Here is a 12,284-nt window from a genome sequence, read left to right as displayed (position 1 = left end):
ACATCATCTTGGCAGGTAGGGGAACTCTGGCATACGCGCGACGAAGAGTTCGATCCGGACGCTCCGGGTAGTGAGCTCGATTACAATGCCGAGGACACGCCCTCGGCTAGAAACGTGGAAACGCCGCACACGTACCTGCTGGACCTCGTGTTGAACACGATCATCGTGCGGCTCATGAAACGCAACGGCCCCGAGCTGCTCCTGGCCTGGACAGACGCGGTGCACGAAGCAAGACGACAGCAGCCCGGCGCAGGAACGATGGACATCGAGCGCGGGCACGGCTCGATCGACGATTGACAGGCTTGCCTGACCTGCTGGTCGAGTCGGTGTCGGTTACCGAGGTGAGCGCAGAGCAGGACGGGCCGTTCGGTCACCCCTGCTCCGGCGCCGCAGCGGGGCTTGAAAGTCCCCGTGCCCACCCAGCACCAGGCGGACGGTTCGGCCGTCACTGCCGCCGTATCAGGGATGACGGCGCAAAACATCGCAGCCCGGCGTGGCTACGCCGCCGGTCGGAAGAAATTCCTGTGCTGCGGTGGACGGTCGGGCGGCCCAGCGCGCCGCATGTGAAGGGAAGGGCCGGCTCGGCTATGGGCCGCCGCCGCGCGGCCTTGGCGCGGCGGTCTGCGTGGCGTTTCTGCGGTTTTGAGCCCCGATGGCGCGGATCCGGACCGCTGGCGGACGGTTCGGCTGTCCTGGTCGCCGTATCTGGGTGAGGGCATGAGGCCGGCACCACGTCGCTCCTGCCGCCCTCAGGGCTGGGAAGGTTTCCGCGCTGGCTCCGGACGGTCGGGCCGGCGCCGTCGCCGTACCAGAAGTGAAAGGCCAGCTCCGGCCGTGCCGGCAGGCTATCGGGCTCGTCGGCGAACCTGGAAGGAAGGGCTGGGCTATGAACAGCGCAACCGCGATCCTGGTCGAGGACATCACCGCCCGTGCGCAGCGGGCCGTCCGCGCCGGTGACTACCCCGCGATCGTGGGCCTGCACGGCGAGCGGACGCTGATCCTGAGCGACTACGACTACCTGTTCAGCTGGGCGACCGCGCTGGAGTTCGAGATCCGTTCCGCAGCCCGTGCCCAGGCGAACGGGACCCACCGCTGGGTGTTCGCCGTCCCGCAGGTCTGGTTCGACGACGGGGAGATCATACAGGCGCGGCCTCTGTTCACGGCACCGTTGCAGCCGGGGGAGACCGAGACGATCACCTGGATGAGCTGCGACGTGGACGACGGTGTCGACTACGGCGGGGTCCCGTTCGCCCGCGGTCCCGGTGGGGAGCCGGTGTTCGACGACGCCGTGTACTTCGACTCCCCGGTCCAGGCGCTTCAGCGGACGCCGGGTGCGGCGATGCACCGCCTGTTGAACGCCGGCATACCGGATCTTGCCGCGCAGCTCCCACGCTGAACACCCGCCACGATCACCAGCCCTGGTGGGATCTGTGCGGGACCTCGTGGATGTTCTGGTAGTAGGCGAGAAGGTCCAGGGCGCCGGCCGCTACCAGGATGTCCCCGACGGCCGGATCGTCGGGCGGCACCGATTCGGCCGCGAGTGAGTCCAGGATCGTGTCCAACGACGCGGGCGGGAGGTCGGCGTCGGCCAGCCCACGCAGGAAGTCGCGATAGCGGTACCGCAGCTCGGGCCGCAGCCGGCCCGCGAAGTCCTCCCCAGCAGGATCGGGATAGTGGCTGGCCGGGCCGTCGGTCGGGGAGGTGAGCACGACGGTGAACTCGTGCAGCGACGGGTCGGCGAGAGCGGAGCGGATCTCGGCGAGCGCGCCTGGGCCCAGCCCCCGGATCTCCAGAAGGACCTCGTCGGGAAGCGCGGCGACCTCCTGCGCGGACACGAATGCACCCTGCCGCAACAGGTTGGCCGCTCGTGCCGACAGCCGTGCGTACAGTGCGTGGACGGGTGTCTGCTTGGCGGGCAGGTCCCGGAGCCGCCATTCCGGGACCTCGCCGGCGCGCAGGACCTGGCGCAGCTGGTCGGCGAGCCGGTTCTGACCGACCACGAGGATCTCCCGGGACTCCACCAGGCCATACACCGTCGCGTCGAGTCCGGCCCGGTCCGGGTACTGCTCCAGGATCCTCGACGAGCGGGCCCCGTGCCCGAGAAACTGCGGCACGATGATCATCAGGGCTTCGTGGGCGGACGTGCCCGCGGGGCCGTTGCTGTCCCCGGTGAAATGCACCAGCCGACGGCCAGCACCGACGGATCCCTTACTCACGGGGACGCCTCCAGACCTCCACGGCCAACGCCGGTCACGCGCCGGTCACCAGGTGTGGATCACGGCAATGCGGATACTGAGACAGATTGTGACATCATGCTCGCGACCGGTGCCGCCTCGGTGACTTCGGGGCCGGCCCGATCCCCTGTGCTGCTCGCCGATCGTCGATGAGCTGCTGGGCGTTGGCCGCGGACCAGAAGCGTGAGCACTGCGAAGCTCGATCGTCACCGGCCCGTCGCTGGGGCGGGATGGCATCAGGCCAGGTTAGGCGTGGCCGTCGTGGAAGGTAGGTGGCCGTGCCGCGTTCGAGGGCGGTGAGGGCGGCTTGGGTTCGGTGCCAGACATAGGGGCGCAGGAGCCGCGCGGCTTCGTTCGGTGGGCAGAAGCGGACGGCGGCGAGTTCTGGGTCGACGGGATGGAGCGCGTGGGCCCTGTCGGCGGGCAGGGTGCCGCCGTCGAAGACGAAGGCCAACAGGTCGTCCCAGGGTCCGTGTGGGGAGACCCAGTCCACGCACAGCAGCTCGCCGACGGGTAGGTCTAGGTCGAGTTCTTCTTTGAGTTCGCGGCGGAGGGCGTGGCGGGGTGGTTCGTTGGCTTCGGCCATGCCGCCGGGGAGGTCCCAGTCGGGTTTGTAGGTCGGGTCGACCAGTAGGAGGCGCCCGGTTTCGTCTCGGATGACGGCGTCGGCGGAGACCCGTTTGCGGGCTTGCCGGGCGTTGCCGGCGGCGAGGTGGGCGAACTCCGCGGCGTCCCGGTCGCGGTTGCTGTCCTCCCAGTCCTGCGCGGTGCTCATGACACCTCGATGGTTGCGGCGGGCAGGGCCGTGTTGACCCGGCTGAGGAACTCGGCGACTGCTGGTAGGCGGGCCTGCGGTTCGAGGCTGCGGCCAAGTGCCCGCAGGTGGTTGACGACGCGGTCGGAGTTCAGCTGCGTGGCGGCGTCGAGGATCTGTGTGCCGATGTCGCAGGTTGCGTCGAGGTCCCCGCGCCCGAGGTACACGGTCGCCAGCGTGAGGTGGGTGAAGGCTCGGCTGCGGGTCCGGTCTGGTGTGCGCAGCTCCAGGACCCGCAGGGCCTCCCGTTCGGCCGCGGTCCAGTCGTGCAGGTCGCGCAGGCAGATGGCGGCTTCGGCGGCGAGCGCCGCTTCGTCGAACGGGCTGAGCCATTCGTCGCCGGTGGGCAGCGCGCGGACCAGTTCTCGTTCGGCGTCGCGCAGCGCGGCCAGGCACGCGGCCGACGCGCCCGCCAGGGCGTTCCCTCGTGCGGTCATCGCGTGCAGGCGGCTTCGTAGCGCCCCACACTGGGGATCACGCGGCACCAGCGCGAGGCCCGCCTGGGCGAGTCGGACGGCGTCGCGAGGATGGCCATTTTCCAAGGCTAGGTGACTCTGGCTGACGAGCGCCTGCGCGCTGAGCGCCTGGTCACCGGCCGCGGTGGCGAGGCCGAATGCCTGGACGAAGTGCTGGGCCGCGAGGTCGCCGCGGTCGTCGTCGTAGGCCAGCCATCCGGCCATGTCGGTCAACGAGGCAGCCGCCGAGAAGATCGCCGAAGGCGCATACTGGTGGCCGACCAACTGCGGAGCCACCTCGGTCTGGAGGAACCTGACCACCACCGGATACAGCCGACCGCCCCCGAGTTGGTGGTCGGCGGCACGGAACGCGAGCGCGGCCGAGCGGATCGTGTCGAGGGTTCCTCCGGCCGCTGCGACCGGCGGTGACAGCTGGCCGCTGGACCCGGTGGCCAGCGCGACGGTTACCGGTGTCGGCCGGGGTCGCCCGGGGAGGTCGAACCACAGCAGGTGCGGCGGCATCCGCAGGGTCCGTGCCCAGTGCGCCAGCCGGTCGAGATCACGGATAGGGGGCCCGCTCTCGATCCGGCTGACCTGGGCCTGCGTCAGGGTGAGCCACCGGCCTAGCCGTTCCTGGCTGATGGGCCGGGGGTGGTAAGGGTGCAGGCGATAGGCCGCGGAGACCCGGCCTATGTGCTGAGCCGCGAGGGCGTCACGCATCTGGTCGGTGTGCCAGAACCGCTCTGGCACGTCGGGAGCGGTGTCCTGCGCGCTGCGGCTGTGACCGATGCACCGGGCACACAGGGCGTCGGTGTTGTCGCGCGCCAGCCGACCTCCGCACGAGCCGCAGTAGCGGCTCGATGCGTTCATGACTCGCCCTGCTTCCACTCGTGGCCGTCCAGGTGCTATGCGCCAGCAGTGTAAGTCCAGATCGTGTACGGCCGGTGCGCTATGAACCGCGCGACGTATGAGTGTCATACAGGAATCGGCATAGCCCATCCTGTCTGGCCTGCGCACGCTTACGCCACGCGCTCGGGGCCGAGTCGACCACACCTCCTCGGCCTCGGGCGCGAGCCAGCGGCCAAGCCTGCATGGAGGTAGCCGTGGACAGCGGGCCGATCCCGATCCTCCCGACCAGCGAGCCGGCACGAGCGGTGTACGGCTACATCGGCGTTGAGCACACCGACGAAGCCGTCATCGACCGCCTGCACGACCAACTCATCGACCACGCCCGCGCGGAAGGCATGAGCCTCGCCGAGGTCTTCGTCGATCGCTGCGTACCGCCGGGGCGTCTCGTCCGACCCGGCCTCAGTGTCCTGCTCGACACCGTCGTGCGATCGGGCGGCGACGTTCTCGTGATCGATGTCGACCACCTCTCGCCGCTGGCCCCGGTGCGCCGCGCCATCGAGGTCGAGATCGAGGTGCTGGGGGCACGCCTCCATACCGTCACGGCCCCCCGCGCTGACCAGCACCAGGTCAGGCCCCAGAGCCAGCCCGGTGCACGGCGGACGATCGCATGAGCCTCCCGCCAACGGCGGTTCCGCTCGCCGTCCCCGCAGCTGTGACCAGCACCGGCTTCCGCGCGACACCCAGCCAGCCCACGACCGGACACGTCGCTGTGGCTCACCTGTCGCCCCGCGACACGGCGGTCCCCGTCGTACGCGCGGAAACCGTCGAAACTCTGACAGCATGGTCAGTCGACCGGCAGGCCGTCGAGGTCGCCGCACTGGTCGTGTCCGAACTGGTGACCAATTCCGTGCGCGCCAGCCGCCCGGAAGACGAATTCGTCGCGGTCCGGCTGTCCACCGCCAGCGGCAACGTCCTGGTCGAAGTATGGAGCCGACCCGACGCCACCCAGCCCACGGTGCAGCGACCGGACGAGGACAGCGAAACGGGCCGGGGCCTGGGCCTCGTCGAGGCGCTCACCGACCGGTGGGGCTCCTATCGGGCGACCTCCGGCGGGATCGTCGTGTGGGCACGGTTTCCCGGCGCTATTGTGCCTGTTCAGCGCCGCCGCGACGAGCCACCGCTGCCCGAACGCACCCCACGACCCGTACCCGAGCCAACGGCCGCTCCGGCACGCGCGCCGGGCCTGCCGGACATCACCTTCAGTACGGATCCCGCGGTCGTGCGCGGGTTGCCGAGCGCCTGCACGCGCTCGACCCCTGGCACTAATCCTCCCACCCCGTGTAGCAACGGACCGGCGGCGAACACCGGCCCAGAGCGGTCCGAGGCCGAGCGGACATCAGCCCGAAATTGGATCAGACCGACAGGTGGGCGTTCATGGCGCGGGCCTGTTCACCGAGTTCGGGCAGTTCCACGACAGTGACACCGGCCTGGGTGAGCAGTTCGTAGCCTTGGCAGTCGGCGACGAAGAGGCTGGGTTCACGCCAGGCGATGACCACCCGTGGGATCTTCGCTTCCAGGATGAGCTGGGTGCAGGTGCGTGGCCGGGACTTGCGCTGGGAGCAGGGTTCGAGGGTGCTGTAGATCGTCGCGGTGGCGAGCCGCGGATCGCCGGTAGCGATCTTCGCGAGCGCGGACTCCTCGGCGTGTACCGCGTCGTCGACCTCGCGGGAGAACCCGAAGGCGATCTCCTCATTGTTCTCGTCGACGATGACGGCGCCCACCGAGTAGGCGCCGGCGGCGGGTGGGCAGCGGTGGGCGAGTTCGATGGCCCGGGTCATCCAACGGTGATCGTCGAGCTGGGGCATGGAGCGGCTCGTCCTTCCCTGGTCCGGTCCTGCCGAGGGCGGTGTAGCCGGGTGGCCGGTGGCGTGGCGCGCTGCGATCAGACGTTCATGGCTGTGGGCACTTGGCCCATCGCCTGGCGGAACTCTCGTACCTGGGGGACAGTCTGCCATCCTGCGACGGCGTCATGCAGTGACCGAAGACTGGTCATGATGCGGCCAGAATGCGTCCGGGTACCGACCGTGAGCGCCTGGAGGCCGAGTGTCGCGGCTTGCTCGGGTTCGCGTGCTCCTGCGTGTGCGAGGGCTTCGCGGGCGAGGTAGACGCCGCGGTCGCGCTGGTAGGCCGGGGGCAGGCCGTCGATCGCGGTCTGGAAGCCGGTGGCTGCGGCCGGGTAGTCGCCGAGTGCGGCGAGGCTGTGTGCCCGCTGGACTTCGATGTAGGCGGGGCTGAAGAACTGTCCCCAGGGGTCGGTGTCGGGTTCGGCGCGGTCGAGGATGTCGTGGGCGCGGTCGTAGAGCGTCAGGCAGGTGGTTTTCTCGCCGCGTAGTGCGTGGCCGTGCGCGCTGTAGGTCGCGGCGATCGCGGCGAGGCTGCCGGTCGGCTCCGCGCTGGTCAATGCGGCGTCGGCGACGTCGATGGCTTCGCCGGGGTCGCCGCGGTCCGCGGCGAGTTGGCTCTTGCGAGCCAGGATGAACATCGTGGCCTTGGGATCGCCTGCACGATGCGACCACTCCAACGCACGGTCGAGCCAGTATCCAGCCGTGGCGTGATCTCCGCTGTCCTGGTGGAGCCATCCGAGGAGATCGGCGAACTGCGTCTGGATGTGGTGCAGGGTCTGCCGTTGCGGGGTCGAACTCGTGCTGTGGCGGAGCTGGGCGGCGAGGAGGCTGGTCTGTTCCTGCGCCGCGGTGATGACCTGGCGTGGGCCGAAGAGGTTGTCGTTCTCGGCGAGCACCGCGCGCAGCCGTGCGAGGTGGTCAACGACGCGGGGGTCCAGCGAAGCCGACACAGGTGGGACCGTCGCCGACGTGGAGAGTGAGCTGAGAGCTGCTCCGCTTGCGGCCGTGAGACCCAGGCCGCGCAGGAAGTCCCGGCGATGGACGGGCACGAGGACGATCCTTCCGTCGAATGCGAGTTCTCCGCTGATCAAGATGTGCACGTCGCGGCTACCGACGACATCGTCGAGCCGGCGGAGCCGGCCGTCCGTACCTTCGGAGCTTCCGGCCAACTCTTCACTCGCTCGGCCCGCGCGGGCTTGCGGGAGCAGTGGTGGCTCGGGGAGCAGCCATTCAAGCGTGCGCACGGGCGCTGTGTGCGCGCCCATCGCCGCGGTCGGCGCATTGCTCGGAGCAGCGTTCGACCGAAGGCTGTGTGGTGCCGGGTGGCGAGGTTCGCCTGGGCGGTCGAACCAGAGCAGGTCAACGGGGATGGCGAGCGCGCGGCTGTAGTGGATCAGCTTGGACAGCTGTTCCGGGGCGCGGCCGTTTTCCAGGTGGCTGAGCTGAGCTTGGGTGAGTCCGAGCCAGCCGGCGACGAGCTCCTGGGACAGGGTGCGCCGGTGATGCGGGTGGGTGCGGTAGGCGTGGATGACACGGCCCATGTGCCAGCTGGCCAGGGCGGCGCGCATCTGCTCTGACTCCCAGAACTCCGCCGGCACGGCGGGCGGAGACGCCTCGTCGTGGGTCCGCTGGCACGGTCCACATGCGGAACCAGCATTGTCGGCGGCGAGCCGGTGGCCGCAGTGGGTGCAACTGCGTCGCGGGCGTGGCGTCGTCATCCCTGGCCGTCTTCCCCGATCCGTACGCGGCGGGCGGTCAACGCGCGAACCGTAGCACCGTCCGTGTCGATGTCAATGCCTAAAGCTCATAGCGGATAACGCTGCGCGGTATTGCCACCACCTCCAGCAAAGCCCACGCTCGGGAGCGTGGCAGGCCCGGGACGGGTGGCAGCGTGCTGTCCGCCGGCCACGGCGCTGTCATCCCACCGTCGGCTCTCGCGCTGCACAGGCGCGGTTGTATCGCTACCCGCCCCGTGCGACCTGCCTCCTTGTCTCCTTGAAGGAGCTCCGGCTCTTGGTGGGTCGCGGGGCAAGATGTCGTACCGGAGACCGACTCCATTCCCGGAGCTGGTGTCGGCGTACCGCCCCGTCGCCGACATGGGTCGGGGCAGGCGAGGTGACTGGCGGATCACTGGAACAATGATCTTGGAGGCGGGAACGTGTCAGCCGACCAGCTGAGGAATGCGATGGTCGATGGCCTGCGGCCGTGGGGTGCGGCGCTGAGCGACCAGGTGGACGCGGCGATGCGGGTGGTGCCGAGGCACGTGTTCGTGCCCGACGTCTCCCTGGAACGCGCCTATGGGCCTGACCCGGTGGTGACTCATCGCGATGGTGACGGAGTTCCGGTCAGCTCGGCTTCCGCGCCGGGCACGGTCGCCGGGATGCTGGAGAAGCTCGACGTCCGTCCAGGGCATCGGGTTCTTGAGATCGGCGCTGGGACTGGGTACAACGCGGCGTTGCTCGCCCATCTGGTTGGCCCGACTGGTTCCGTGACGACGATCGAGTGCGACGAGGCTGTGGCGTCCGCGGCGCGCGCCGCGCTGAGCGGCCTGGATGCGGCCGTGACGGTGGTGCACGGAGACGGCATGCTCGGCGCGCCTGGACGACCGGTGTTCGACCGGATCGTGGTCACCGCGGGTGCCTGGGATATTCCGAGGGCTTGGTGGGAGCAGCTGGCCGAGGACGGGCGTCTGGTGGTGCCGCTACGGATCCTCGGGCTGACCCGAACGGTCGTCTTCGAGCGCGCCGGAGCGGTTCTGCGAAGCCGATCGGTCATGGAGGACGGGTTCATGCCGATGCGCGGCGTCGGCGCGGTGCGCGAGCAGAACATCCCGGTCGGTGCCGGCCCGGACCTGGTGGTCCGGCTCGATGACGATCGCCCGGTGGACGCCTCGGCGTTGCGGGGCGCGTTGGATCATCCTGCGGCGGCGTGCTGGACCGGGGTCGCCGTCCCGTGGGGCTGGACAGAGCATCTCGATTTCTGGCTGGCCACGCTGGAGGGCTTCTGCCGGCTCCTGGTGTCGCGGGCTGCGGTCGAGGACGGCCGACTGATGGCGCCGAAGGGACCGTGGGGAAGCATGGGGATCGTTGAGGGCGGGACGCTGGCCTATCTCACGACGCGGCCGAGTCCTACCGGCGATGCGAAGATGCCCAGCTACGAGATCGGTGCCTGCGGCTACGGCCCGCGGGGCGGCGAGCTGGCGGCCCGGCTCGCCGAGCGGGTCCGCGACTGGGACCGTGACGGTGGGCAGGGCGTCCGGCTGTGGATCGAGGCATATCCGGCTGACGCCGTCCCTCCGGAGGTGCCGGGTGTGCTGCTTGCGGTCGACAAGCGCGACAGTCGGGTTCTCGTCCGGGTGGCCGAGCAGGTACCCGCCGCGGTTTGATCGCTTGGCCGGGCGGTGTCAGGACAAGAGCAGCAGGGCGTCCCAGGTCGTGCGCAGGCCCTCGGGCATGGGGCACCCGGCGTACTCGGCGAGAGCGAGCGCCGTTCCGGCAGCGCCAGTGAGGAAGCCGGGCCGGTCGGTGGCCGCGCTCCCAGCGACGTGCGCGAAGCCGAAACGGCGTGTGGGGTCGAACGCGTCTGTGACCGCGGTCGCGGCCTGTGTGGCGACACCTGTGTTGTGCATGGCGCCGGCGGCGCGCAGGACGCCGGCGTAGCGTCGGTCCTTCGACGTCCCAGTGGGCCGGCCGTTCCGCTAAGAGTCGCAGAGCGTCGCGCGCGGCGTGCTGCACCGCGGGTTGTCCCGCGGCTTGGCCGGCGATGGTGAGGGCGCGGCTGATGCCGGGGATGCCGTAGCACCAGGCATCAGCGCGTCCGGCTGGCGGGGCGGCGTGGCCGGCGTCGAGTTCGTCGCCTGTGATGTGCGGGGGCTAGGTCCTGGTCCGTTCGTCGCGCCAGCGCAGCAGCCAGGCGGCGGCGCGCGTGATGGCGTCGTACTGGCCGGGGACGGTGACTCCGGCCCTGTGCGCGGTGGCGATGAGCGCGAGAGGCCCCGCGATCCCGTGGGCCATGCCGGTGGTTGCCGCGCCGGAGGGGTGCGCGGTGACAGCGTCTGGGTGGCGGTTCGCGGGTAGCCACCAGCCGGGGCGGCTTCCGGCCCTGTGGTTGATCAACGCGCTGAGCGTGGTGAGCGCGGCCAGCAGCCCCGGTTCGGCGGCGGTGTGTCCTGACTGGTGGGCGGCGAGTAGGACCCTGCCGGTCCCGGCGAGCCCGGTGATGACGTCGTAGACGTGCCAGGGAGTGCCGATCGCCCCGTGGGCGAGGGCGACACGGTGGTGCTCGGCCAGGGTGACGGCCTGCGTGGACAGCCAGCGGGCGGCCCTGGCCGTGCTCGTGGCGTGGCTGGCTGGGTCGGGGAGATAGGGCACACCGATGATCAGCGAAGCGGCCAGGCCCGCACCGGCGTGGAACACGCCCGCGCGGTTGACACCTCGTGGGGTCTGGCGGGCTGCGTGGGTCCAATGGTTCGCCGCGGCCGTCGCGAAATCGGGATGGACGACCGCCAACCTGGCGTGGAGCAGCGCCGTTCCAGGCAGGCCGTCGGCGAGGCTACCTGCGGCCTCGGCCGGGAGAGCGGCCGTGACCGTCTCGGGACGCAGGAGCCGTTCGGCGACGGCGAGGCATCGCCGCTGCGCATCGCCGGCCAGGGCATCGGCGGTCACCGTGGCGCTGTCTCGCGGGCGAGGAGACCTGTGGCCAGAGCCCTGGCGAGCCGCTCCTGAGCGGTGTCCCCGAGGAGCCGGTTGGCGTGCATGTGGATCACAGAAGAGGCGCAGTCCGCGCGCCGGTCGGCGGGCAGGCGGTCGTGATACGCGCGCAGCGCGTCCAGGTATGCCGCCCAGGCGGGGTGGGACGGGGGGAGGGCGGTCGCGCCGTCGCGGGCCGCGTCGTTCACGAGGCGGCCCAGCTCGGCGAGGCGGCGGTGGGCGGCCCGGTCGAGGCGGGGGCGGCCGAACGCGGCGGGATCATGGTCGGCGAGCGTGCGGGCCACCGCCGCCGCGGTCAGCGCGGCCACCACGAGCCGCTGGTCCGGCTCATGGGTCGCGGTCAGCGTGGCGAGCACCAGATCGCTGTCGGCCGCGAAGACCTCCTCGGCTGTCTCGATCGCTGTCGGGCCGCCGTAGCGCTCGATCTCCTGGTCGTAGGGCTCGACGCTGAATCCGGAGGCGAGGGCGTCCGTCACCAGGCGCGCGCCCCATTGGGAGACGGCGGGCAGGAGTTCGCCGCCGAGGACAGCCGGAGTCCCATGGAAACGGACCCGCAGATGTGGGCCGAGCGCCTGCGTGCGGTAGCGCAGCCAGAACCAGCGGTCGAACATTCCGCGCATGTCCGGAAGGGGTTCGGCGAGGTCGGCGAGGATCTCGTCGTGCTGTGCCGCCGGTGCGCCGATCGCGAGCGACAACCACGGGCCGCCCGGCAGATAGTGCCCAGCCCCGGTCGGCCTGGGCCGCGTGGTGATTGGACGGGCTGGGGCCGGCGGGGGCGCCGGGGCGGCGAGCGGGATGACGAGTTCGAGCAGGTGGCGGCCCGACGGGCCGGTGACGACATCCTGGATCGTGCCGTCGCCGCCTGACTGTTCGGTGACGGCCCGCAGCCCGCGCCGCACATAGCGGCGCAGCAGCTCCACGTCCCGCAGGTCATCGAGGTCGAGGGGGAGCCGTCGTTCGTCGTCGTCGGTGACGACGACGGTTGGGGGCGGCGGTGCGGTGGACGTCCGCCAGGACCGCAGCTGTTCCGGCCAGGCCGCAGGGTCGCGGGCGGCGTCTGTCAGCCGCTTCGGCAAACGCCAGCGGGCGGGCGCGAGAATCGTCGACCGATACCGCACCCGTGGCTGGAACGCGGTGTCACGCAGCGACCCCCAGGAGAACAGGCGCCACGGGCGGCACCCGGAGCGGCCCAGCAGTGCCAGCAGCCGGGCCTCTGCCGGCAGGTAACGCGGCCCGATTCGAGAGTTCAGGATCGGCACGACCTGGCAGCGGCGGGTACGGGACCATAGCGTGAGGCGCTGAGCTTGTCGTTTAACCTT

Annotated in this window: 13 protein-coding genes; 5 read left to right on the top strand and 8 right to left on the bottom strand. The window is 70.6% G+C overall.

All coding sequences use genetic code 11. The features are described 5' to 3' along the window. Together AC08ON_RS10110 and AC08ON_RS10105 are read left to right on the top strand one after the other, a co-directional pair. Window positions 1-297 (top strand): hypothetical protein (locus tag AC08ON_RS10110; protein WP_476616845.1); only part of this gene is annotated, 297 nt, incomplete at its 5' end. Between the two features lie 589 nt (window positions 298-886). Then, complete coding sequence (locus AC08ON_RS10105; RefSeq protein WP_476616844.1) at window positions 887-1,396, top strand: hypothetical protein; 510 nt, start codon at window positions 887-889, stop codon at window positions 1,394-1,396. Window positions 1,397-1,409: 13 nt separating this feature from the next. On the opposite strand, the gene AC08ON_RS10100 is transcribed toward AC08ON_RS10105, so the two are convergent. The 3 genes from AC08ON_RS10100 to AC08ON_RS10090 form a co-directional block, all read right to left on the bottom strand. Then, entirely contained in the window at window positions 1,410-2,216 is an 807-nt protein-coding gene (locus tag AC08ON_RS10100; protein WP_476616843.1) for a DNA-directed RNA polymerase subunit alpha C-terminal domain-containing protein, read from the bottom strand. Window positions 2,217-2,310: 94 nt separating this feature from the next. Beyond that, a complete protein-coding gene (locus AC08ON_RS10095) occupies window positions 2,311-3,009 on the bottom strand; it encodes an NUDIX domain-containing protein (RefSeq protein ID WP_476616842.1) in 699 nt (232 codons plus the stop codon). Further along, window positions 3,006-4,373, bottom strand: coding sequence for a hypothetical protein (locus AC08ON_RS10090; protein ID WP_476616841.1), 1,368 nt, complete (start codon window positions 4,371-4,373; stop codon window positions 3,006-3,008). Before AC08ON_RS10090 ends, AC08ON_RS10095 begins: the two co-directional genes overlap by 4 nt. A 233-nt stretch (window positions 4,374-4,606) precedes the next feature. On the opposite strand from AC08ON_RS10090, the gene AC08ON_RS10085 reads away from it, so the two are divergent. Continuing rightward, the gene (locus AC08ON_RS10085) at window positions 4,607-5,023 is read left to right on the top strand and encodes a hypothetical protein (RefSeq protein ID WP_476616840.1); all 417 of its coding nucleotides are present in this window, start codon (window positions 4,607-4,609) and stop codon (window positions 5,021-5,023) included. Next, entirely contained in the window at window positions 5,020-5,832 is an 813-nt protein-coding gene (locus tag AC08ON_RS10080) for an ATP-binding protein (RefSeq protein WP_476616839.1), read from the top strand. Before AC08ON_RS10085 ends, AC08ON_RS10080 begins: the two co-directional genes overlap by 4 nt. On the opposite strand, the gene AC08ON_RS10075 is transcribed toward AC08ON_RS10080, so the two are convergent. Together AC08ON_RS10075 and AC08ON_RS10070 are read right to left on the bottom strand one after the other, a co-directional pair. Beyond that, on the bottom strand, window positions 5,765-6,217 hold the full coding sequence (locus AC08ON_RS10075; protein WP_476616838.1) for a dCMP deaminase: 453 nt from the start codon (window positions 6,215-6,217) through the stop codon (window positions 5,765-5,767). The genes AC08ON_RS10080 and AC08ON_RS10075 overlap by 68 nt on opposite strands. 77 nt (window positions 6,218-6,294) lie before the next feature. Continuing rightward, entirely contained in the window at window positions 6,295-7,974 is a 1,680-nt protein-coding gene (locus AC08ON_RS10070; RefSeq protein WP_476616837.1) for a helix-turn-helix domain-containing protein, read from the bottom strand. Window positions 7,975-8,414: 440 nt separating this feature from the next. Between AC08ON_RS10070 and fxlM the strand changes: the two genes are divergently transcribed. Next, window positions 8,415-9,641: a methyltransferase, FxLD system gene (gene fxlM, locus AC08ON_RS10065; RefSeq protein WP_476616836.1), complete on the top strand. Its 1,227-nt coding sequence runs from the start codon at window positions 8,415-8,417 to the stop codon at window positions 9,639-9,641. An 18-nt stretch (window positions 9,642-9,659) separates the two neighbouring features. Here fxlM and AC08ON_RS10060 read toward each other — a convergent pair whose 3' ends face one another. From AC08ON_RS10060 to AC08ON_RS10050, 3 genes are all read right to left on the bottom strand, one after another. Next, entirely contained in the window at window positions 9,660-9,884 is a 225-nt protein-coding gene (locus AC08ON_RS10060) for a hypothetical protein (RefSeq protein ID WP_476616835.1), read from the bottom strand. 244 nt (window positions 9,885-10,128) lie between these two features. Further along, a complete protein-coding gene (locus tag AC08ON_RS10055) occupies window positions 10,129-10,920 on the bottom strand; it encodes a lanthionine synthetase LanC family protein (RefSeq protein WP_476616834.1) in 792 nt (263 codons plus the stop codon). Further along, the coding region (locus AC08ON_RS10050) for a thiopeptide-type bacteriocin biosynthesis protein (RefSeq protein ID WP_476616833.1) at window positions 10,917-12,284 on the bottom strand (1,368 nt) is incomplete at its 5' end. The genes AC08ON_RS10055 and AC08ON_RS10050, both read right to left, overlap by 4 nt.

The organism is Frankia sp. CoWAU3 (genome assembly GCF_977971855.1).
The sequence above is the reverse complement of the archived record's forward strand: the minus strand, read 5'-3'. Positions and strand labels throughout refer to the sequence as shown.